This is a genomic window from Prosthecomicrobium sp. N25, assembly GCF_037203705.1.
GTDB lineage: Bacteria > Pseudomonadota > Alphaproteobacteria > Rhizobiales > Ancalomicrobiaceae > Prosthecodimorpha.
This window is the reverse complement of sequence record NZ_JBBCAT010000003.1, coordinates 274,575-295,922: the sequence shown is the minus strand read 5'-3', so window position 1 is coordinate 295,922 and position 21,348 is coordinate 274,575. Positions and strand designations below refer to the sequence as shown.

The window sequence follows — 21,348 nt, the reverse complement described above, 5'->3', positions numbered from 1 at the left end:
ATAGTCCGATGCTAGCTGCATCTGGTTGCAGAATGGGCACTTCCACTTGATAGGCCAAGACATAGTACCTGCGATTTCTTCGATCGGAAACTTCTATGCGGTGCGTGTGAGCGGCGACAATGTACGTTCATACCCTACACCAAATCGTAGCAGCCTAAAACACATTCTCGCTAAAATTTCACCAGCCCAATGCAGTCGCATCAGGCTGGTGAAATTAGGATAGGCCAATCAGCCGAAGCGGACGCCGACCACCTCGTAGCTGCGGGCGCCGCCGGGGGCCATGACCTCGACGGTGTCGCCGACGTCCTTGCCGATCAGCGCGCGGGCGATCGGCGAGGAGATCGAGATGCGGCCGAGCTTCACGTCGGCCTCCATGTCGCCGACGATCTGGTACGTCTTCTCCTCCTCGGTGTCCTCGTCGACGAGGGTCACCGTGGCGCCGAACTTGATCTTGGTGCCGTTGAGCTTGGTGACGTCGATCACCTCGGCGCGACTGAGCTTGTCTTCGAGCTCCGCGATACGGCCCTCGTTGTGGCTCTGCGCTTCCTTGGCGGCGTGATACTCCGCGTTCTCCGAAAGGTCGCCGTGGGCGCGCGCTTCCGAGATCGCGTTGATGATGCGCGGACGCTCCACCTGTTGGCGGTGCTTCAGCTCGTTCTCCAGGGCGATGAAGCCGGACGGCGTCATCGGAATCTTTTCCATGGGTACTTACCCCCGGTTCGCGGCCCGGATGGCTCCGGACTCGACAAAAGTTCAGATGCGGCGTCCGCGGGATCGCCCCCCCGGAAACCGCACATCAATCGGCGCCCGCCCGGCCTCGAGGCCTCCGGAGCACCAGCTTCAGGATATGTCGTCCTGACATCGGACCGCTTTTTCGCGCAAGCCCGACGCCCCAACACATACCCGCCTCTCGGCGTTCCGTCGCCCCTCCAGAACGGGGCGGCACCGGCTCACCGGCCGGCCGCGAAGTAGGACTGCAGCGGCCGCACTTCAAGATCGCCGGCGGCGTAGGCCACGATGCCCTCCGTCGCCGCGATCGCTCCTGCGAGCGTCGTATAGTACGGCACCTTCTGCAAGAGCGCCGCGCGCCTGAGCGACCGGCTGTCGCCGAGGGCCTGGTTGCCTTCCGTGGTGTTGAAGACCAGCTGGACCTCGCCGTTCTTGATAGCATCGACGATGTGGGGCCGGCCTTCAAGCACCTTGTTGACCTTGGCGCAGGGCACGCCTTCGGCCTCCAGGAAGCGCTGGGTGCCCGAGGTGGCGATGACCCTGAAGCCGACCCGGGCGAGGGCGCGCATGGATTCGATGATGCGCGGCTTGTCGTCGTCGCGGACCGAGACGAAGACCGTGCCGGCGGTCGGCACGCGGTTGCCGGCGCCGAGCTGCGACTTTGCGAAGGCCATGGCGTAGTCGGTGTCGAGGCCCATCACCTCGCCGGTGGACTTCATCTCCGGCCCGAGCACCGTGTCGACGCCGGGGAAGCGCGCAAAGGGGAAGACCGCCTCCTTGACGGCGATGTGGTCGAGCGTCTTGGGCTTCAGGCCGAAGCCGGCGAGCGGCTCCCCGGCCATGACCCGGGCGGCGATCTTGGCGACCGGCTCGCCGATCGTCTTGGCCACGAAGGGCACCGTGCGCGAGGCGCGCGGGTTGACCTCCAGCACGTAGACGACGTCGTCCTTGACGGCGTATTGCACGTTCATCAGACCGCCGACGTCGAGGGCGAGGGCGAGGGCCTTCGTCTGCCGCTCGATCTCGGCGACGATCTCGGGCTTCAGGCTGTGGGTCGGCAGCGAGCAGGCGCTGTCGCCGGAGTGGATGCCGGCCTCCTCGATGTGCTCCATGATGCCGGCGATGAAGACGTCGCGGCCGTCGCAGAGCGCGTCGACGTCCACCTCGATCGCGTCGGAGAGATAGCGGTCGAACAGGAGCGGGGACTTGCCCAGCACCATGTTGATCTGGCCGGTCTTGTCGTTCGGGTACTTGGCCTTGACGTCGGCCGGCACCATGCCGGGCAGCACGCCGAGGAGGTACTCGTCGAACTGGCCCTCGTCGCGGACGATCATCATGGCGCGGCCGCCGAGCACGTAGGAGGGGCGGACCACGAGCGGGAACCCTAGGTCGCCGGCGACGAGGCGGGACTGCTCGATCGAGTAGGCGATGCCGTTCTTGGGCTGGCGCAGGCCGAGCTTGTCGAGCAGGCGCTTGAAGCGGTCGCGGTCCTCGGCGAGGTCGATCGCGTCGACGGAGGTGCCGAGGATCGGGACGCCGGCCTTCTCGAGCGCGTCGGCGAGCTTCAGCGGGGTCTGGCCGCCGAACTGGACGATGACGCCGTGAAGGGTCCCGCGCGACTGCTCGAGCCGGATGATCTCGAGCACGTCCTCGGCGGTCAGCGGCTCGAAGTAGAGCCGGTCGGAGGTGTCGTAGTCGGTCGACACGGTCTCCGGGTTGCAGTTGACCATGATGGTTTCGTAGCCGGCGTCCTTCAGCGCGAAGGCCGCGTGGCAGCAGCAGTAGTCGAACTCGATGCCCTGGCCGATCCGGTTCGGGCCGCCGCCGAGGATGATGACCTTCCGGCGCTCCGACGGGTTCGCCTCGTCGGCGAGCCGGCCCGCGAAGGGGCGCTCGTAGGTGGAGTACATGTAGGCGGTCGGGGAGGCGAACTCGGCCGCGCAAGTGTCGATGCGCTTGTAGACCGGATGGACGTCGAGCCTCTGGCGCAGCGCCTTCACGTCCGCTTCGGCCTTGCCGGCGAGCTCGGCGAGGCGGGCGTCGGAGAAGCCCATGGCCTTCAGCTGCCTGAGGCCGGCGGTGGTCGCCGGCAGGCCGTGGGCGCGGACCTTCGCCTCCATGTCGACGATCGCCTGGAGCTGGTCGAGGAACCAGCGGTCGATCTTGCAGATGGCATGGATCTGGTCGTGGCTCATGCCGAGCCGCATGGCCTGGGCGACGTGGCGCAGGCGGTCGGGGGTCGGCGTGCCGAGGGCGGCCCGGATGGCGTTCTTGTCGTCGCCCTGGCCGAGGCCGGGGATCTCGATCTCGTTGAGGCCGGTCAGGCCCGTCTCCAGGCCGCGCAACGCCTTCTGGAGCGATTCGGTGAAGGTCCGGCCGATGGCCATGACCTCGCCGACCGACTTCATGGAGGTCGTCAGCTGGGTGTCGGCGCCCGGGAACTTCTCGAAGGCGAAGCGGGGGATCTTGGTGACGACGTAGTCGATCGTCGGCTCGAAGCTCGCCGGCGTGGCGCCGCCCGTGATGTCGTTGGCGAGTTCGTCGAGCGTGTAGCCGACCGCCAGGCGCGCCGCCACCTTGGCGATCGGGAAGCCGGTCGCCTTGGAGGCGAGGGCGGAGGAGCGGGAGACGCGCGGGTTCATCTCGATGACGACCATGCGGCCGTCCTCGGGATTGACGGCGAACTGGACGTTGGAGCCGCCGGTCTCGACGCCGATCTCGCGCAGGACCGCGAGGCTCGCGTCCCGCATGATCTGGTATTCCTTGTCGGTGAGCGTCAGGGCGGGCGCGATGGTGATCGAATCGCCGGTGTGGACGCCCATCGGGTCGACGTTCTCGATGGAGCAGACGATGATGCAATTGTCCGCCTTGTCGCGGACGACCTCCATCTCGAACTCCTTCCAGCCGAGCACCGATTCCTCGATCAGCACCTCGGTGGTGGGCGAGGCGTCGAGGCCGCGCTCGACGATGTCGAGCAACTCGGCGCGGTTATACGCGATACCGCCGCCGGTGCCGCCCATGGTGAAGGACGGGCGGATGATGGCCGGCAGGCCGATCTCCTCCAGCGCCTCCAGGGCCTCGGTCAGACCCTTGGCGACGTAGCGGCGCTTGCGCTCCTCCTCCCTGGCGTTCCACTCGGCCAGGAAGGCGCGCTCACGCCGGGCCTTCTCGTCCGGCGAGGCATCGGACGCGCGGATCTTCAGGATCTCGGCGTCGTGGTGCTCCCGGTCGACGCGCTTCAGGTCCGAGGCGTCGGCGAAGCGGGCCTTCGGGGTCGCGAGGCCGATCCTGGTCATGGCCTCGCGGAAGAGCTCGCGGTCCTCGGCCTTGTCGATCGCCTCGGCGGTGGCGCCGATCATCTCGACGCCGTACTCCTCCAGGACCCCCATCTTGCGCAGGCTGAGGGCGGTGTTGAGCGCGGTCTGGCCGCCCATGGTGGGCAGAAGCGCGAAGCCCTTCGACCGGTCGCCGCGCTCCCGCGCGATGATCTTGGCGACGACCTCGGGGGTGATCGGCTCGATGTAGGTCGCGTCGGCCAGCTCGGGATCCGTCATGATCGTGGCGGGGTTCGAGTTGACCAGGACTATACGATAGCCTTCCTGTCGGAGCGCCTTGCAGGCCTGGGTTCCGGAATAGTCGAACTCGCAGGCCTGGCCGATGACGATCGGTCCGGCGCCGATGATGAGGATGGTTTCGATGTCGGTCCGTTTCGGCATACCTGGCTCGCGTTCCGCAATCGGACGCGCGGGATCGCGCGTCTCGTCGAGGCTGACGGTCTTTCGGGCTGAGACCCGGGGGCTTATAGGGGAAAAGGCCGGCGTCGGGAAGGGCGGTTCACGCGCTCCGCTGCGGCACCGCGGATCCGCCGCAATCAGCCTCTAGCCGGGCGCCATGCCAGCCCTCCGGTCCTCCATGCTCCTCGCCCTGTCCGACCAGTTCCTGCGCTACGCCCTCGTCGGGATCGCGGCGGCGATCGGTCACTACGGGACGCTGATCGGGCTCGTCGAGGGCGGCTTCGCCGGGGCGGTCGCGGCCTCGCTGGCCGGGTTCGTGGTCGGGGGCGTGATCTCCTACATGCTCAACCGGCGCTTCACCTTCGCGAGCGAGCGGAGCCATGCGGGCGCGGTGCCGCGCTTCGCCGTGATCGCTGGGGCGGCCTTCCTGATGACGGGGGCGCTGATGCACGCCCTGACGGCGTGGGCGGGGATCCATTACCTGGTGGCGCAGCTCGTCACGACCGGCATCGTGCTCGTCTGGACCTTCTTCGCCAACCGGTTCTGGACGTTCCGCGGCTGATCCGGTCAGGCCGCGAAGGTTGCGATCACGGCCTCGGCGGCGGCCTCGCCGCTGTCGAAGGCGCATTCGATGCGCGGGCCCAGGCACCAGTCGCCGCAGCAGCCGACTCGGGCGTCCGGGTCCCAAAGGCATGGCACGCCCGCGGCCTGCTCGACCCGCGCGTAGCGCCAGCGGTGGGCCTGGACGAAGAGCGGATCATGGCCGCAGCCTGTGGCCCGCAGGAAGGCCTCCATCAGCAGCGACGCGACCCTGTCGGGTGAGAGTTCCAGGTGGCGTCGGGACCAGGCCGGCGAGGCTTGGACCACGATGGTCTCCGTATCGGCGGGGCGGCCCGGCTTGGACCCGTTGCGGGCGATCCAGACGATCGGTCCTTCGTCGAAGCGCATGCGATCGGGCAGGCCGATGGGCTCCGCATAGGCGAGGAGGAGGGTCCAGCAGGGAGCGTAGACGGCTTGGTGGAGTGCGTCGACCCGCAGACCGGCGGCCGCCGCGAGCGGGGCCGCCTGCGGCGCCGGCAGGGCCAGGAGGACCGCGCCGTAGCGGCCGTTGTGGGGGGCCGTTACATCGCCGTCGCGCACCACCACCGTCCAACCGTGGTCGTCCTTGCGGAGGCCTGACACGAAGCAGTGGGGGACGAGCGGCAGTCCCGCGGCCTCGGCCCGCAGGACGGCGTTCATTCCGGGCAGGCCGACGAAGCGGTCGTCGAACCATTCCGCCGCCAGCCCCGCCGCGCACCACCGGTCGAGCACGGCGCGGAAGCGGGGGCCGCGGGCAGTGAAGTACTGGGCGCCGTGATCGAATTGCAGGTCGGCCAACCGACGGGTCGCCATGCGACCCGAAATGCCGTTGCTCTTGTCGAAGAGCACGGGTGCGAAGCCGGTCTGCGCCAGTCGCCGCGCCGCCGTCACACCCGCCATGCCGGCCCCGATCACCGCAACCGGAATCATGCCGACGTGTCCTCGAGTCCGTTCATGCTGATCTCCGGAAGATTCGTATTCCGATCAGTGCACGCGGGTGCGATCCGCTCAAGTGACCGGGACGCCGGAGCTGCTCTGATGCTGGGTATGAGCAAAGGGGCGACTCAGACGGCTGGGCCGTCAGGACATTACGTTGCGTAATATTCACATAATGGATCATGTCCTTGCGGCAATCAAGCACGCGCGCAGGACAGTCCGACTACGGACCAAGCCGGCCGACGGCAACACCGGGAACTCGGGACGGCGGGCGCGCTCAGAGGGGCCGGTCGGGCTTGGGCGCGCCGTCATAGGCGCCCCAGATGGACTGGTCGTAGTTGATCACCGACCCGGTCATCAGCCCGGACTCCTCGGAGCAGAGGAAAGCGCAGGCGCGGCCGACCTCGAAGGGGTCGATCAACCGCCCCCAAGGCTGCTGCGACGAGGCCTTTTCGAGCCAGTCGGGCGCGGCGTGGTGGAACTCGCGCTGGATCCGGTCCTCGCCGTCGGAGGCCATCCAGCCGATGTTCAGGCCATTGACGCGGATGCGGTTGCGCAGCAGCGCGTAGGCGGTGTTTTCGGTCAACGTGGCGAGGGCGCCCTTGGAGGCGCAGTAGGCGGCCAGGAACGGCTGGCCGGCCTTCGCCGACATCGACCCAATGTTGACGATCGTGCCCTCGATCCTCTCCCGCCGCATGATCGCGATGGCACCCTCCATCAGGTAGAAGGGCGCGCGCACGTTGACGGCGAAGATGCGGTCGAAGAGCTCGGGCGGGGTGTCCAGGATGGTGCCCCGGTCGGTGACGCCGGCGGCGTTGACGAGGGCGTCGACGCGCCCGAAGGCATCGTCGGCGGCGGCGATCACGGCCCGGCAGTCCTCGACGCGGGCGAGGTCGGCGGGCACGAACACCACCCGGCAGCCGGTCGCCTCCTGGATCTCCCGGGCCTTCGCCTCGCCCTTCTCCACCGACCGCCCGCAGGTGACGATCCCGGCCGCGCCGCGCTCCGCGAAGACGCGCGCGATGGCGGCGCCGAGGCCCTGGGTGCCGCCGGTGACCACGGCGATCTCGCCGGAAAGCTGGGACATGGGGAGGCGATCCTTATCTGCCGTTTTGCTTGGGGCGCGCCGGCCCGTGTCGGCCGCCCGTTCGTCGAAGGACCGGCCGCGGCGCCGATCGACGCCGCGGCCGGGAGGCGATCACCCGCCGATGCAGGTTTCGATGTTCTTGGGCGTGCAGACGTCGAGGCCCGTGTAGGTCGGGTCGGCGACGGTCTTGCCCTCCTTCAGGTCCTTCAGGAAGAACATGGCCTTGTAGCCCATCTCGAAGGGCCGCTGGCCGACCTGGCCGCGGGAGAGGCCGGCCTTCATGAGGTCCATCTGGACCGGCAGCGTGTCGGCGACCACGAGGGCGAGCGAGCCGTCGGCGATCTTCGCCTTGTACTTCTCGGCGACCTTGCGGTAGGCGTCCGGCAGGAACTGCGGGAAGCCGCCGGTCGGCGTGAAGGCGTCCAGGTTCGGCATCTTGCCGAGGATGTCCTCCATCTGCTGCACCGACCGCGGGAAGTCGTCGTCGGTGTAGAGCGGGCAGCCGTCGGCCTCCTTCCAGTTGTTCTGGCCGGTGAGGCGGTTGCCGGGCGAGGTCGTGCCGGTGGCGCCCGCCAGGGTGTCGCGAATGCCCTGCATGCGCTCGTTGTGGTTGGCCGCGGCGGCGCCGCCGGACTGGATGCAGATCGTGCCGCCGTTCGGCTTGATGGACTGGACGATCTTGGCGATGTTCACGCCGATGTCGTAGTTCTTCGTGCCGACATAGGCGACGCGCAGGGCCTTGTCCTTCGGCAGGAGGTCGGAGTCCCAGGTGAGCACCGGGATGCCGGCCTTCTTGGCGCCCTCGAGCGCGCTCGCCATGGCGGCCGCGTTCGACGGCGAGACGGCGATGCCGTCGACCTTCTTGGCGATCAGGTCGTTGACGATCTGGACCTGCTCCTCGCCGCCGCCGTGCTCGCCGGGGCCGATGTAGAGGCACTCGACGGCGCCGTTCAGCTCCTTCTCGGCCTTGCGGCAGCCCGCCAGCGCCTGGTCGAAGAAGGGGTTGTTCATGTTCTTCGGCACGAGCGCGAAGGTGTACTTCTTGCCCTGCGCCGCGGCGCCGCCCATCGAGAGCGCCAGGGCCGTGCCGACCAGCAGGGCCGTCGAGACGATCTTCTTCATGGTGAGTTCCTCCTATGACCCCCGTTCGTTGACTTCAGGCTTGGCCGTGGGGTTCGGTCAGGCCCGCTTGCGTCCGCGGACCCGCTCGAGCAGGACCGCCAGGATGATGATCACGCCGACGAAGGCGCCCTGCCAGTTGGAATCGACGCCGGCCATGAGCAGCGAGTTTCGGATGAGCTCGATCAGGGCCGCGCCGATGAAGGCGCCGTAGGCTCCGCCGGCGCCGCCCATCAGGTCCGCGCCGCCGATCACCGTCGAGGCGATGACGCGCAATTCGTAGGACTGGCCGAGGGCATTGATGGCGGAGCCCTGCCAGCCGACGATCAGGATCGAGGCGAGCGAGGCGGAGAGGGCCGAGATCACGTAGGCGGAGAGCTTGACGGCCTTGACGTTGACGCCCGTCAGGGTGGCGGCGTGCTCGTTGCCGCCGATGGCGTAGAGATGGCGGCCCCAGGCGCTCATCCGCAGCACGAGGGCGAGCACGATCGTCAGGACGATCAGGATCAGCACCGGGTTGGCGATGGGGAAGGGCAGGGGCAGGCCGAGGTTGTCGCCGCCGCCGAGGAGCTTGAAGGTCGGGCCGCTGGGGCCGAAGTCGTAGATCATCTTGTTGCCGGACAGGACGATCGCGAGCGAGCGGGCGATCGACATGGCGCCGAGCGTGACCACGAAGGAGGACAGGCCGACATAGGCGACGAAGAAGCCGTTCACGACGCCGACCGCCCCGCCGGCGAGGAGGCCGGCCGCCACGGCCGCGTACCACGGGTACTGGGCCTGCAGGACGAGGCCGCAGACCACCGCCACCATGCCCATGATCGAGCCGACCGAGAGGTCGATGCCGCCCGTCAGGATGACGCAGGTCATGCCCAGCGCCATGATGCCGATGAAGGCGAAGTTGCGGGAGATGTTGTAGAGGTTGTTGGCCGTCGGGAAGCTGTCGGGCTGCAGCCAGCTCATGAAGGCGAAGATCGAGAGGAAGACGACCGTCACCCAGAAGGACTGGGCCGACAGGAGATGGTCCAGGAGGCTCTTCTCCTTGACGGACAGCATGTTCTCGATGGCGACGGAGTCCTGCGCGGCCGTGGGCGCGGTCGGCTCATGCGGCATGGATCGCCCCCGTGATGAGGCCCGTCACCTCCTCGGGCGAGGAGAGGCGGATCTGCTTGTCGGCGACCTTGCGGCCACGGCGCATCACGACGACCCGGTCGCAGACGGCGAAGACGTCGGGCATGCGGTGGGAGATCAGGACGACCGCGATGCCGGCGTCGCGCAGGCGGCGGATGAGGTCGAGCACCTCGGCGACCTGACGCACGCTGATCGCCGCGGTCGGCTCGTCCATCAGCACGATCTTGGCGTTGGAGAGGCGGGTGCGGGCGATGGCGACCGCCTGGCGCTGGCCGCCCGACATCTGGCGGACGAGGTCGCGGGGCCTGGTCTCCGACTTCAGCTCGACGAAGATCTGGCCGGCCCTGTGGACCATGGCCTTGTGGTCGAGGAACTTGAACGGACCGACCTTGCGCTTGATCTCGCGGCCGAGGAAGACGTTGGCGGCGGCCGTGAGGTTGTCGCAGAGGGCGAGGTCCTGGTAGACGACCTCGATGCCTTTCTTGCGGGCCTCGACGGGCTTGTGGAAATGGCAGACCTCCCCGTCGAGCACGATCTCGCCCGAGGTCGGGGGGAAGTTGCCGGCGATCAGCTTGACGAGGGTCGATTTGCCGGCGCCGTTGTCGCCCATCAGGCCGACGATCTCGCCCTTGCCGATCGACAGGTCGACGTCCTGGAGCGCCTTGATGGCGCCGAAGCTCTTGGAAACGTGCCTGAGAGTCAGGAGGCTCATGGACGAGCCCCCGACGATGCCGTGCCGGCCATGCGATCTCCTCCCATGCCGGTCTGGCGCCGGCATCTGCCCGGCCCCGTCAGGGAGGCCGATGCTTTTGTGTGAGGATACCCCGTTTCTTGGGAGTGGCAAGAACATTTTGCACGAATGAAATATTCTGCCAAGACATCGGGAGCGTCTGGCGTGGTTTGCAGTATAGGACCGTCGAAGCGGAAGTCTTCCCAGGTCATCGCGGTCACGTCTCTTGGCGTTTCGAGAACCATGGCGACATGACACGTGCTTTCCGCCTGGTCGAGACTCGTCTCAGCTTGGGGAAGGACTCGCGACGCCTGTCGAGACTGTCAGGGTTCCGTCATGCGGCTCGCCTGCGCCCGGCGCCGGCCGCCGCGCGCCGGCGCGGGAGAGGCTTGCGGGGCGGGGGCTGCGGGGCTTAGCGTCTGGTCCGAGGCCGCCCGCCAGAGGCGGCCACGGGAGGAACACCATGACGCTTCGCACCAGCCTCGCGGCCCTGGCCGGGCTCGCCGCCTGCCTCGTCCTCGGTCCCGCCCTGGCGGCCGACTATCCGGCGCCGAAGGACGGCGTCTATGTCGCCAAGGACTTCAAGTTCCATACCGGCGACCGCCACGCGGAAGTCCGTCTCGCCTACAAGACCATCGGCGAGCCGACCGGCGAGCCGGTGCTGATCCTGCACGGGACCGCCGGGTCTGCCCAGAGCATGCTGACGCCCGGCTTCGCGGGGGAGCTCTTCGGCGAAGGCCAGTCGCTCGACGCGAAGAAGTATTTCATCATCCTTCCCGACGCGCTCGGGGCCGGCAAGTCGTCGAAGCCGTCGGACGGTCTCAAGGCCGAGTATCCGGCCTACAACTACGACGACATGGTCGACGCCCAATACCGGCTCGTTACCGAGGGCCTCGGCATCAAGCACCTCCGCCTCGTGCTCGGAAATTCGATGGGCGGCATGCATGCCTGGGTCTGGGGCACGCGCTATCCGGAGATGATGGACGCCATCGTGCCGATGGCCTCGCAGCCGACCGCGATGTCGGGCCGCAACTGGATGATGCGCCGCCTGATGATCGAGACCATCAAGGCCGACCCCGACTACAAGGGCGGCAACTACACGACGCCGCCGAAGTTCGCCGCCATCGCGAACGTCTTCTACGGCACCGGCACGAACGGCGGCGACATGGCCCTGCAGAGCCAGGCGCCGACCCGCGAGGCGGCCGACAAAATCATCGACGCCCGGCTCAAGGCGGCGTTCACGGCGGACACGAACGACTTCCTCTACCAGTGGGCCTCCTCGGCGGACTACGACCCGTCGGCGAAGCTCTCCGCCATCAAGGCTCACGTGCTCGCCATCAACTCGGCCGACGACGAGCGCAACCCGGTGTCGACCGGCCTGATGGCCGAGGCCATGAAGCAGGTGAAGAACGGCCGCCTCCACGTCATTCCGGCGAGCACGGCCACGGCCGGCCACGGGACGACCGGGGGCATGGCGAAGCTCTGGGCGCCGCAGCTCGCCGAATTCCTGGCGAGCGTGCCGAAGATGTGAAGGGACGGGCGGCGCGCGATGGCCGAGCCGGTGTGGATCGAGGCCGCCCTCAACGGGCCGTGGGGTCGCGGGCTGCAGCCCGGGATCCCGGTTTCGGTCTCCGAGATCGTGGCCGAGGGTATCGCGGCCGCGGAAGCCGGGGCGGCGATCGTCCACTTCCACGCCTATGACGAGGCGACCGGCCGGCAGCAGGACGACTGGGAGATCTACGCACGCATCATCGAGGGCATCCGGGCACGGGCCGACGTGATCGCCTACCCGACGATCCCGCTCGCGGGCTCCGGCCTCGGCGCCTTCGAGCCGGCCGGGGCGCGGGACCGATTCCGGCATATCGACGAACTCGGCCGGCGCGGTCTCCTGGAATGGACGGTGGTCGACCCCGGGTCGGTCAACTTCGCAAGGCTCGACGCCATCGCGGCGGGCGAGCCGGGCTTCGTCTATCTCAATCCGGAGAGCCATGTGGGCGAGGGGCTGCGGGTCTCGGCGGCGCACGGCATCCGGCCGAGCTACGCGATCTACGAGCCCGGGTTCAGCCGGCTCGGCGCGGCGCTGGCGGCGCGGTCGCCGGGCCTGAGGACGCCGGTGTACCGCCTGATGTTCTCCGATCGCTTCGCCTGGGGCTTCCCTCCGCGGGACTGGGCGCTGGAGGCGCATCTGCGGCTTCTCGGCGAGGTTGCGCCCGGGGCTGCCTGGATGGTCGCGGGGCTCGGCGTCGACATCGACGCGCTCATCGAACCGGCCGTCGCGCGCGGCGGTCATGTCCGGGTCGGGCTGGAGGACGCGATCTTCGGCGAGGCGCGGTCCAACCGGGCGCTCGTCGACGCGGCGGTGCGACGGGTGCGCGCGCTCGGGCGCGATCCGGCGACGACCGCCGAGGTTCGCCGCGCGGCGGCCCGAACCGATTCGGTCCCTTGAACGAGCGGATCGGCGCGGCGGGTCCCCGGACTAGCCACGAGCCCGGGCAGCGCAATCGGCTGCCGTCCGATCTCGGCCCCTCTGCAAGGAGGGCCAGCGCGCTCGCCTGCGGAGCAGTCACGGCCGCCATCCTGACATTTTTTCTATTCGTAAGGGCAACAATGGACTGAATTGATGCCATTCTGGTAGAGGATCGCCACGATCGCACTTGCAGGCTCCGGCATGCATTCGGGCCTGCGAGTTGGACGTGGACTGCCTCGCCCACGCGGCGAGTCGGGTCGGCCGGAGGGCGGTGCCCCAATAGCGCCCTCCGGCCGATTGCCGTTTCCGCCCCCGGCTTGGAAGAACCAGCTGGGCGTCAGTCGGCGTGGGCGGCCGCGGGCGCGACCGAGGCGGGGCGCTTGGCGGTCCGGATCAGCAGGAGCAGCGGCACGGCGAGCAGGCTGATGACCGTCATCAGCTTGAAGTCGTTCTGGTACGCGATGGTGAGCGCCTGGGAGGTGACGAGGCGCTCGAGCAAGGCCCGGCCGGCCTCGGTGGCGGGGTCCATCATGGCGGCGCCGGGGAATTGCAGGCCGAGGTTCCAGGGCGTCACGAGTTCGGCGAGGCGGGCGTGCATGACGGTCGTGGTCGAGCTCAGCTCGGCGATGACGATCGACACGCCCACGGCGCTGCCCATGTTGCGGATCAGGGTCCAGACCGCCGCGCCCTCGGTGCGGTAGCGGGCCGGGAGCGTCGCGAAGGCGACCGTGTTCATGGGCACGAAGACGAGGCCGAGGCCGAGGCCCTGGACGACCGAGGTCCAGACGATCGTGAAGGCACTGATGTCGGGGGTGATGCCGATCATCAGGACCATGGGCAGGGTCGACAGCCCGAGGCCGGTCAGGATCAGGAGGCGCGCGTCGACGCGGCCCAGGAGCCGCCCGGCGATCATCATGGACACCATTGTGCCGACGCCGCGGGTGCCGAGGAGGAGCCCGGCCTGCATCACCGGATAGCCCATGACGCTCTGCACGAAGGGGGTGATCAGCGCCATGGTGGCCAGGAGGATGATGCCGATCACGAACATGAACAGCACCCCGACGGTGAAGTTCGTGTCCCGGAAGATCTGGATCGGGATGAAGGGCTTCTCGGCGGTCAACGAATGGACGACGAAGTACCAGAAGCCCGCGCCGGATACGACCGCCTCGGCGACGATCTCGGCGCTGTCGAACCAGCCGACGCTCTCGCCCCGGTCGAGCATCAACTGGAGCGCGCCGATGCCGATGGACAGCGCCGCGAAGCCGAACCAGTCAAAGCCCATGGGGCGCGCCTCGGTCTCCTCCATAAAGGTCATCAGGCCGAGGACGGTCGCGATGCCGAAGGGCAGGTTGACGAAGAAGACCCAGTGCCAGGACAGGGTCTCGGTGAGCCAGCCGCCCAGCGTCGGGCCCATGATGGGGCCGAGCATGACGCCCATGCCCCACACCGCCATGGCCTGGCCGCGCTTCTCGGGGGGATAGATGTCCATCATGACGGCCTGGCTCAGCGGCACCAGGGCGGCACCGAAGACGCCCTGGAGGAGCCGGTAGAGCACCATGTCGGTGATGGACTGGGCAATGCCGCACAGCATGCTGGCGAGGGTGAACCCGGCCGCGCAGACGATCAGCACCTTCTTGCGGCCGAAGCGCATGGCGAGCCAGCCGACCGGGGCGGTCATGATGGCGGCGGCCACGATGTAGGAGGTCAGGACCCAGCTCACCTGGTCGAGGGTCGCCGACAGGCTGCCCTGCATGTAGGGCAGCGCCACGTTGGCGATGGTCGTGTCGAGGGCCTGCATGATCGTCGCCGCCATCACGCAGACGGTGATCATGGTGCGGTTCGGGGCGCGCTTCCCGGCGGTCCCCGCCGGCGCGGCGGCCCCCGCCGGCGCGGCGGCCGTGCTCACGATCCCTTCCTCGGCAGCGGCGGCTTGCGCGCGGGGACGCCGGCGGCGGCCTCCAGGCCGAAGAGCCCGGCGAGGCTGCGCTGGCGGCCGGTGTCGATGGCGACGTCGGCGCTCATGCCGGCGCGGAGGCCGGACAGGTCCTGGCCGGCGTCGAAGGCGACGCGCACGGGGATGCGCTGGACGACCTTCACCCAGTTCCCGGAGGCGTTCTGGGGCGGAAGGATCGAGAATTGCGCGCCCGTACCGGGGCTGATCGACTCCACCGTGCCCCGGAAAACCTTGTCGGGATAGGTGTCGACGCGAACCTCGACGGGCTGTCCGCGGGTGACGAACTCGAGGTCGGTCTCCTTCGGGTTGGCGTCGACCCACATCCGGTCGGTGGCCACGATCGCGAAGACGGTCGTGCCGGCGGAGAGGTAGCGGCCCATCTGGATCGCGGGCACCTGGGTGGCGACCCCGGCGATCGGGGAGCGCAGGAGCGTGTTCTCGAGGTCCCGGGCAGCCCGGTCGCGCCGGGTCACGGCCTCGCGGTAGGGCGGGTAGTCCTCGACGGCGAGTTGCGGCTTGCCCAGGAGCTGGTCGAGGGCAGTCGCGCGCTGCTGCCGCAGGGTCTCCAAATGGGCGCGCGCCGTCGCCAAGGCGATTCGCACGGTCTCGACCTCGGTCTGGGTGGTGACCTTGTTGCCGTAGAGGGCCTGCTTGCGCTCCAGGTCTTTCTCGCGAAGGTCCGCGCTCTCGCTGGCGATGTCGATCTGGCGGCCGAGGCTCTCGACCGTCGTCTTCAGGCCGGCGAGGTCCGACCGCACGCCCTCGACCTTCGCCTCCGCCTCGCGCAACGCCAGCCGGTAGGGCTCGGGGTCGATCTGGAAGAGCGGATCGCCGGGCTGCACGGGCTGGCCCTCGGTCACGGCGATCGAGACGACGCGGCCTGAGACCTCCGGCGTGATCAGCACCTTCTCGGCGCCCACGTAGGAGTTGTCGGTGGAGACGTAGCGGCCGCCGTGCAGGTAGAAGGCAAAGCCTCCCGCGGCGGCGAGCAGCGGCACCAACACCATGAGGAGGAAGCGGATCCCCCGGCGACGCCGGCGGGGTTCGGGCTGCGGCCTTACCTGGGGCGCGGTTGCCGGGAGGCCGCCGCCCGCGGTCGCGACCGCGCCTTCGCGCGGCACGGCCGTGGTCTCGGTCTTCTCGGGGGTGGCGTCAGCCGGCATGGGAAAGCTCCGTCCTGGCCGCGGCGCACCGGGCTTCGGCGGCGGCCTTGCAATTGCGCTTCACGCGGTCGAGCACGGCGGCCAGGGAGGCGACCGCCTCCGGATCGAGCCCCGCGAAGATTTCCTGCATGACCTCGGCGGCCAGCGGCGCGAAGTTGGCGAGCGCCTCGCGGCCGGCATTCGTGATGAAGAGCCTGTTGGCCCGACGGTCGGTCGGATGCGGGCGGCGCTCCACGAAGCCCTGGGCGTCGAGCCGGTCCACCAGGCGGGTCAGCGAGATCGGCTGGATCTCCAGGAGATCCGCCAATTCCGCCTGGGTGAGGCCCTCCTGTCGGGAGAGGCGACCGAGCAACGCCCACTGCGCGCGCGTGGTTCCCTGCTCCCGCGCCTTGTGGTCGACATGGGTCCGGACCATCCGGGCGGCATCGACGAGCAGGAGGAAGGCTTCGCGCCGAGGATCGGCGCCGGTGAGGATCGGTTTCTGTGTCATAGGCTCAATATAAGCATGCTTATGATATGTGCCACTTGGAATCGGGAAGGCTGGCATGCTGTCGCCGCATGGTGCGGAGCGCCCTTGCGAGGAGACCATTCATCCAGTAAAAGAGACGCATGACTACTATCGTGGACGATCCCTCCGTAGCCATCGCACGCGTCCTGCGGCAGGAGCGGAGCGCCCGGGGCTGGTCGCTCGCCGATCTCGCCGAGCGCTCCGGCGTCGCCAAGGCGACGCTCAGCAAGATCGAGCGGGCGGAGACGAGCCCCACGGCCGTGATCCTCGTCCGCATCGCGGGCGCCTTCGACCTGACCCTGGCCGGCTTCCTCCTGCGCGCGGAAGGGGACCGGGACCGGCTATGCCGCGCCGCCGACCAGCCGGTCTGGCGCGATCCGGAGACCGGCTATCGTCGCCGCCAGATCTTCAGCCGGCCCGACCACCCGGTGGAGATCGTCGAGGTCGAACTGCCGGCCGGCCGGCGGGTCACGCTGCCCGCCTCGTCCTACGCGCGCATCCGCCAGGTTCTCTGGCTCCGGTCGGGCCGGCTCGTGCTGGAGGAGGGTGCCGACCGCCACGAGCTGTCGCCGGGCGACTGTCTGGGGTTCGGGCCGCCGGCCGAGGTGGTGTTCGAGAACCCCGGTCCCGATCCCTGCACGTATGTCGTCGCCCTCGCCCGGGAGTAGTGCCGTGACCCAAGCCCGCATCGTTCCCCTGACGCCCGATCCGCCGGTCATCGAGCGGCTCGCTGACATCCTGGTGGCCGTCGTGGCGGGGGGCGGGTCGGTCAGCTTCATGCACCCGCTGCCCCGGGAGCGGGCGCGGGCCTTCTGGGACGGCGCGCTCGCCGCCGCGGCGCGGGGGGAGCGGCTGGTGCTCGGCGCCTTCGTGGACGGCAGCCTGGCGGCCACCGTCACGCTCCACCTCGACTGTCCGCCCAACCAGCCCCATCGTGGCGAGATCGCCAAGCTGATGACCCATCCCGACCACCGCGGGCAAGGGCTCGCGCGCGCCCTGATGGAGGAGGCGGAGCGCCACGCGGTCGCGCGGGGCCGGACGCTCCTGGTCCTCGACACCGCCACCGACGGCGGCGCGCGGGGCCTCTATGAGCAGCGGGGCTTCACGCTGGCCGGCGAGATCCCGGACTATGCGCTGAAGCCGCATGGGGGGCTCACCGGCACGCTCCTCTACTGGAAGCGGATCGGGGCGGCCGGAGCGGCGGCCAGCGGCCCGGCCTGACGGCTCGCCTCCACAAGGGACTACAACCCAGAGCTTTGTCATTTTCATCACGATAAGGAATTCCAAAGACATCCCGTGCCAGATTGTCACTCCTTCGAGGCCTTGCGCGACGACGGTCGTCCCGGCGCCCCGCGGAGCAGACCCAGGGAAAGACAAAGGCAGGGATGACGCCGGAACGCAGTCACGCACTGATCCTGCGCATCGTCGCCGCCTATGCGCTGGGGGCGACGGTCTGGATCTTCGCGTCCGACAGCCTGCTGGCGCAGATCGCCGACCCGGGCGCGATCGTCGCCATCGCGAAGTTCAAGGGGGTCGTGTTCGTCGCGGTCACGGCCGGCCTCCTCTATCTCGCGCTTCGGCGCTTCGCCTCCGAGACGGCCCCGGCGGAAGCCCCGAAGGCCGGGTCCTCTCTCACGCTGGTGCTCGCCATCTCGGCCGCGATGGCGACGACCGGCCTGATCGGGACCGTGGTGTACCGGGCGGAAGCGGATGCCCTGCGCCGGCTCGCGCTGGAGAAGATGGAACTGGTGACCGCCGCCCGTGCCCAGGCGATCTCGCGCTGGGTCTCGGAGCGACGCCGCAACCTGGAGGACTTCGCCGAGAGCCCCCTGCACCGGGATGCCCTCGCGCGCGTCATGGCGACGGGGTCGCCGCTCGACCGGGCGTCCCTCGAAGCGGTCATCGACGGCTTGCGCGCCCGGTACGGCTTCGCCTCCGTGGGCCTGTTCGCCCTCGACCGGACGAGGCTCGCCGGCGACGGGCAGGACGACATCGAGGAGCATCGAGCGGCCTTCGCGCGCGCCCTGGCGGGAGTGCCGGCCGTGCTCGACGCCCACCGGCACCAGGACGGGACGCTTCGGCTCGCCTTCATGATTCCGTTTCGCTCCACGGATCGGACGTTCGCCTCGCCGCTCGGTGTGGTGGTCGGCGACCTGCGGCCCTCGGACGAACTGTTTCCCATGGTGGTGGCCCGGGTCACGGCCGCCGCAACGGAACGCACGCTGCTGGTGCGGATGCAGGACGACGAGATCGAGATCCTTTCGGGCAACGGGGGGACGGACCAGGTCCGGATGTCGGTTCAGGACGTCGGGGCCGCGGATCCTGCCGTGCGCCGGGCGATGTCGGGCGAACGACGGATCTCGAGCCAGGATCGGGACGGCCGCCCCATCCTCGCCGCCGGGCTCGAGGTTCCGCAAACCGGCTGGTCGCTGTTCGTCTCCATCGACGAGGGCGAGGCGCTCGCCAACCTCAAGCACCTGGCGGTGGCCGCGGGGGTGGCCGTGGCGATCGCCTTCGCGGCCTCGATCGCGCTCGCCGTCCTCCTGTGGCAGCGCCAGCGCCTCGGGGCGGCCATGGCGCACCTGTCCCAGGCCCGGCTGATGCAGGCGGCGGAAGACCGCTACCGGGCCACCTTCGAGCAGGTCCAGGTCGGGATCGTCAGCATCACGGCGGACGGGCGCTGGAGCGAATTCAACAGCGCGTTCCTGCACATGACCGGCTACGACGCGGAGGCGATCCGGTCGGTCGCCATCGCGGACCTGATCCACCCCGACGACCTCGAATCGGCGGCCGATTCGGTCCGGGGCCTTCTGACCGGGACCAAGGAGACCTGCCTGGCCGAGCGCAGGATCCGCAGGTCCGACGGCACCGTCGCGACCGTGATGGTGTCGGCCTGCCGCGCCGAGCATGCCGCGACCGGCGAGCCCTACGTCATCGCCGCCTTCCACGACGTCAGCGAGCGCCGTCTCGTCGAAGAGGAACTCCGGCGGGCGGCCGCGGTCTTCTCCAACACCCAGGAGGCCGTGGTCATCACCGACCCGCGCGGCCGCATCGTCGACGTCAACCCGGCCTTCACCACCATCACCGGGTGGGCCGCCGACGAGGTAACCGGGCGCCGCATGAGCATCCTCAGTTCGGGCCTGCACGACGTCGGCTTCTACAAGGCTCTCTGGCGGTCCGTGGAGGAGACGGGACACTGGCAGGGCGAGATCTGGAACCGGCGCCGCAACGGCGAACTCTTCCCCGAGTGGCTGACCATCTCGACGGTGCGCGACGCGGCGGGCCAGGTCACCCACCGCCTCGGCACCTTCATCGACATCGGCCAGTTGAAGACCTCGGAGGCGCGGCTCGCCTACCTCGCCAACCACGATCCCCTGACCGATCTGCCCAACCGCTTCATGCTGATGGGCATGCTGGCCCGCTCCATCGAGCAGGCCGCCGTGCGCGGCGCGATCGGGGCGGTGATCTTCCTCGACCTGGACCGCTTCAAGACGGTCAACGACAGTCTCGGCCACGCGGCCGGCGACGAGCTCATCGTCCTGGTGGCGGACCGGTTGCGGCGCGATCTCCTGCCCGGGGCGATCCTGGCGCGGCTCGGCGGGGACGAATTCGTCTGCCTGGTTCCCGACGCCCCCGGCCGGGAGGCGGTGGCAGAGCTCGCGGAGCGGTGGAACCGGCTCGGGGCGGAGGAATACGTGCTGTCGGGCGGGCGCAGCCTCTACATCTCGGTCAGCCTCGGGATCTCGGTCTTCCCGCATGACGGCACCTCCGCCACGGAGGTGCTGCAGCACGCGGACGCGGCGCTCTACGAGGCCAAGGCGGCAGGCGGCTCGACCTACCGCTTCTATACGCGCGGGCTCACCCAGGCCGCTGCCCAGAAGCTCGAGATCGAGGTCGGACTCCGCCGGGCGCTCGAGCGGGGCGAGTTCGAGCTGCTCTACCAGCCGGTCGTCGCCTCCGCGGACGGCCGGACCCGCAGCGTCGAAGCGCTCCTGCGCTGGAACGACCCGGAGCGGGGCGTGATCGAGCCGGCGCGGTTCATCCCCTTCGCGGAGGAGACCGGGCTCATCCTCGCGATCACCGACTGGGTGCTGCCGACCGCCTGCCGTCAGATGCAGGCCTGGCGTGAGGCCGGGCTCGGGCTCGACGTGATGGCCGTCAACCTGTCGGCCCGGGAGTTCCGGCAGGCCGACATCGTGGAGCGCGTCGCCCGAATCCTGCACGAGACCGGGCTGCCGGCGCAGTGCCTCGAACTGGAGATCACCGAGGGGGCGCTGCTGGAGCACGGGGATTCCGACCGGCGCCTGGCGGCCCTGCGCGAGCTGGGCGTCCGGCTGGCGGTCGACGACTTCGGCACGGGCTACTCGTCGCTCTCCTACCTGAGCCGGCTGCCGCTGGACAAGCTGAAGATCGACAAGAGCTTCGTGCGCAACCTGCCGTCCGACCCCACCTCGGTGGAGATCGCGCGGACCATCATCGCGCTCGCCCGCAATCTCGAGCTCGTCGTGGTGGCGGAGGGCGTCGAGACGGAAGGCCAGTTCGCGGCTCTCGCCGCGATGGGTTGCGATTTCGCCCAGGGCTATCTCTTCTCCCGTCCGGTCGCCGCCCGCGACCTGCCGGCGGTGGCTGGCCGGCCGGGGCTCATGGGCGGATCCGCGCTCCGCGCCCCCGACGAGGGCCCGAGGGCGGAGCGCCTGCGGAACTCGGCCTAGGGCAGGCCCGCGGCGATCCGCTCCTCCAGGAAGGCCGGCACGAGCACGGGGGCGAGGGCCTGCAGGGTCGCGACCGCCTCGGGGCCGTAGCGGCCGGGGGTGTCGAGGAGGTTGAGAGTGCCGAGCACGTCGCCGTCGTAGAGGACGGGCACGTTGACGACCGAGCCGAGCCCCATGCGCTCGAGCGGGCCGCTGTCCGGGAAGGCGCGGCGGAAGCTCTCGGGATCGGCGGCGCAGTAGGGCCGGCCCTCCTCCAGGACTTGGATGCTCCAGGGCGTCCGGGGCATGAGGACGGCGGGGCCGGGCGGGACCCTGTCCGGCCGGCTGGAGTGGATCCGGCGGACGCGGTGGCCCTCCACCGCCATCAGCGTGAAGAGCCGGTGGCCCGGGTCGGCGGCGGCGGCCTCTTCGACGGCGCGGACCATGGCCGCCGGTTGGCCCTTTTCGGCGAGGACGGCCCAGAGACGGGCGAGGCGGGTGTCGGTCACTTGCGGCTGCTCCG

At 69.4% G+C, this 21,348-nt stretch carries 17 protein-coding genes; 6 read left to right on the top strand and 11 right to left on the bottom strand.

Annotation, left to right across the window (positions count from 1 at the left end; translation table 11 throughout):
• Positions 1-228 precede the first annotated feature (228 nt).
• Both greA and carB read right to left on the bottom strand, forming a co-directional pair.
• A complete protein-coding gene (gene greA, locus WBG79_RS20505) occupies positions 229-702 on the bottom strand; it encodes a transcription elongation factor GreA (RefSeq protein WP_337359085.1) in 474 nt (157 codons plus the stop codon).
• 248 nt (positions 703-950) lie between these two features.
• Positions 951-4,445, bottom strand: a complete 3,495-nt coding sequence (carB, locus tag WBG79_RS20500) for a carbamoyl-phosphate synthase large subunit (RefSeq protein WP_337359084.1) — start codon at positions 4,443-4,445, stop codon at positions 951-953.
• Positions 4,446-4,620: 175 nt separating this feature from the next.
• Between carB and WBG79_RS20495 the strand changes: the two genes are divergently transcribed.
• A complete protein-coding gene (locus WBG79_RS20495) occupies positions 4,621-5,025 on the top strand; it encodes a GtrA family protein (RefSeq protein ID WP_337359083.1) in 405 nt (134 codons plus the stop codon).
• Between the two features lie 5 nt (positions 5,026-5,030).
• Here the strand turns inward: WBG79_RS20495 and WBG79_RS20490 are convergent, their stop codons facing one another.
• From WBG79_RS20490 to WBG79_RS20470, 5 genes are all read right to left on the bottom strand, one after another.
• Positions 5,031-5,972: an NAD(P)/FAD-dependent oxidoreductase gene (locus WBG79_RS20490; protein ID WP_337359082.1), complete on the bottom strand. Its 942-nt coding sequence runs from the start codon at positions 5,970-5,972 to the stop codon at positions 5,031-5,033.
• A 283-nt stretch (positions 5,973-6,255) separates the two neighbouring features.
• On the bottom strand, positions 6,256-7,065 hold the full coding sequence (locus WBG79_RS20485) for an SDR family oxidoreductase (RefSeq protein WP_337359081.1): 810 nt from the start codon (positions 7,063-7,065) through the stop codon (positions 6,256-6,258).
• Between the two features lie 111 nt (positions 7,066-7,176).
• On the bottom strand, positions 7,177-8,187 hold the full coding sequence (locus WBG79_RS20480; protein ID WP_337359080.1) for a sugar-binding protein: 1,011 nt from the start codon (positions 8,185-8,187) through the stop codon (positions 7,177-7,179).
• 57 nt (positions 8,188-8,244) lie between these two features.
• The gene (locus WBG79_RS20475) at positions 8,245-9,294 is read right to left on the bottom strand and encodes an ABC transporter permease (RefSeq protein WP_337359079.1); all 1,050 of its coding nucleotides are present in this window, start codon (positions 9,292-9,294) and stop codon (positions 8,245-8,247) included.
• Positions 9,284-10,024 (bottom strand): ATP-binding cassette domain-containing protein, encoded by a 741-nt coding sequence (locus WBG79_RS20470; protein WP_337359078.1) that lies wholly within the window; start codon positions 10,022-10,024, stop codon positions 9,284-9,286. Before WBG79_RS20470 ends, WBG79_RS20475 begins: the two co-directional genes overlap by 11 nt.
• A 481-nt stretch (positions 10,025-10,505) precedes the next feature.
• Between WBG79_RS20470 and WBG79_RS20465 the strand changes: the two genes are divergently transcribed.
• Positions 10,506-11,573 (top strand): alpha/beta fold hydrolase, encoded by a 1,068-nt coding sequence (locus tag WBG79_RS20465; RefSeq protein ID WP_337359077.1) that lies wholly within the window; start codon positions 10,506-10,508, stop codon positions 11,571-11,573.
• A gap of 18 nt (positions 11,574-11,591) precedes the next feature.
• A complete protein-coding gene (locus WBG79_RS20460; RefSeq protein WP_337359076.1) occupies positions 11,592-12,488 on the top strand; it encodes a 3-keto-5-aminohexanoate cleavage protein in 897 nt (298 codons plus the stop codon).
• A 358-nt stretch (positions 12,489-12,846) separates the two neighbouring features.
• Here the strand turns inward: WBG79_RS20460 and WBG79_RS20455 are convergent, their stop codons facing one another.
• The 3 genes from WBG79_RS20455 to WBG79_RS20445 form a co-directional block, all read right to left on the bottom strand.
• Positions 12,847-14,340, bottom strand: coding sequence for a DHA2 family efflux MFS transporter permease subunit (locus tag WBG79_RS20455; RefSeq protein ID WP_337359380.1), 1,494 nt, complete (start codon positions 14,338-14,340; stop codon positions 12,847-12,849).
• 71 nt (positions 14,341-14,411) lie between these two features.
• A complete protein-coding gene (locus WBG79_RS20450; RefSeq protein ID WP_337359075.1) occupies positions 14,412-15,626 on the bottom strand; it encodes an HlyD family secretion protein in 1,215 nt (404 codons plus the stop codon).
• Positions 15,616-16,116: a MarR family winged helix-turn-helix transcriptional regulator gene (locus tag WBG79_RS20445; RefSeq protein WP_337359074.1), complete on the bottom strand. Its 501-nt coding sequence runs from the start codon at positions 16,114-16,116 to the stop codon at positions 15,616-15,618. The genes WBG79_RS20450 and WBG79_RS20445 overlap by 11 nt, the downstream gene beginning before the upstream one ends.
• Positions 16,117-16,235: 119 nt before the next feature.
• Between WBG79_RS20445 and WBG79_RS20440 the strand changes: the two genes are divergently transcribed.
• The 3 genes from WBG79_RS20440 to WBG79_RS20430 all read left to right on the top strand — a co-directional run bounded on the left by WBG79_RS20440 (position 16,236) and on the right by WBG79_RS20430 (position 20,846).
• Positions 16,236-16,802 carry a helix-turn-helix domain-containing protein gene (locus WBG79_RS20440; RefSeq protein ID WP_337359073.1) on the top strand — a complete coding sequence of 189 codons (567 nt, stop codon included), beginning with the start codon at positions 16,236-16,238 and terminating at the stop codon, positions 16,800-16,802.
• Between the two features lie 4 nt (positions 16,803-16,806).
• Positions 16,807-17,355 (top strand): GNAT family N-acetyltransferase, encoded by a 549-nt coding sequence (locus tag WBG79_RS20435; RefSeq protein ID WP_337359072.1) that lies wholly within the window; start codon positions 16,807-16,809, stop codon positions 17,353-17,355.
• Between the two features lie 164 nt (positions 17,356-17,519).
• Positions 17,520-20,846, top strand: a complete 3,327-nt coding sequence (locus tag WBG79_RS20430) for a bifunctional diguanylate cyclase/phosphodiesterase (RefSeq protein WP_337359071.1) — start codon at positions 17,520-17,522, stop codon at positions 20,844-20,846.
• Here WBG79_RS20430 and WBG79_RS20425 read toward each other — a convergent pair.
• Positions 20,843-21,334, bottom strand: a complete 492-nt coding sequence (locus WBG79_RS20425) for a GAF domain-containing protein (RefSeq protein ID WP_337359070.1) — start codon at positions 21,332-21,334, stop codon at positions 20,843-20,845. The genes WBG79_RS20430 and WBG79_RS20425 overlap by 4 nt on opposite strands.
• Positions 21,335-21,348: the final 14 nt, after the last annotated feature.

Bases quoted from the DNA above. Each gene is read 5' to 3' on its own strand.
- greA (WP_337359085.1), bottom strand. From the start codon at position 702: ATGGAAAAGATTCCGATGACGCCGTCCGGCTTCATCGCCCTGGAGAAC.
- carB (WP_337359084.1), bottom strand. From the start codon at position 4,445: ATGCCGAAACGGACCGACATCGAAACCATCCTCATCATCGGCGCCGGA.
- WBG79_RS20495 (WP_337359083.1), top strand. From the start codon at position 4,621: ATGCCAGCCCTCCGGTCCTCCATGCTCCTCGCCCTGTCCGACCAGTTC.
- WBG79_RS20490 (WP_337359082.1), bottom strand. From the start codon at position 5,972: ATGATTCCGGTTGCGGTGATCGGGGCCGGCATGGCGGGTGTGACGGCG.
- WBG79_RS20485 (WP_337359081.1), bottom strand. From the start codon at position 7,065: ATGTCCCAGCTTTCCGGCGAGATCGCCGTGGTCACCGGCGGCACCCAG.
- WBG79_RS20480 (WP_337359080.1), bottom strand. From the start codon at position 8,187: ATGAAGAAGATCGTCTCGACGGCCCTGCTGGTCGGCACGGCCCTGGCG.
- WBG79_RS20475 (WP_337359079.1), bottom strand. From the start codon at position 9,294: ATGCCGCATGAGCCGACCGCGCCCACGGCCGCGCAGGACTCCGTCGCC.
- WBG79_RS20470 (WP_337359078.1), bottom strand. From the start codon at position 10,024: ATGAGCCTCCTGACTCTCAGGCACGTTTCCAAGAGCTTCGGCGCCATC.
- WBG79_RS20465 (WP_337359077.1), top strand. From the start codon at position 10,506: ATGACGCTTCGCACCAGCCTCGCGGCCCTGGCCGGGCTCGCCGCCTGC.
- WBG79_RS20460 (WP_337359076.1), top strand. From the start codon at position 11,592: ATGGCCGAGCCGGTGTGGATCGAGGCCGCCCTCAACGGGCCGTGGGGT.
- WBG79_RS20455 (WP_337359380.1), bottom strand. From the start codon at position 14,340: ATGATCACCGTCTGCGTGATGGCGGCGACGATCATGCAGGCCCTCGAC.
- WBG79_RS20450 (WP_337359075.1), bottom strand. From the start codon at position 15,626: ATGCCGGCTGACGCCACCCCCGAGAAGACCGAGACCACGGCCGTGCCG.
- WBG79_RS20445 (WP_337359074.1), bottom strand. From the start codon at position 16,116: ATGACACAGAAACCGATCCTCACCGGCGCCGATCCTCGGCGCGAAGCC.
- WBG79_RS20440 (WP_337359073.1), top strand. From the start codon at position 16,236: ATGACTACTATCGTGGACGATCCCTCCGTAGCCATCGCACGCGTCCTG.
- WBG79_RS20430 (WP_337359071.1), top strand. From the start codon at position 17,520: ATGACGCCGGAACGCAGTCACGCACTGATCCTGCGCATCGTCGCCGCC.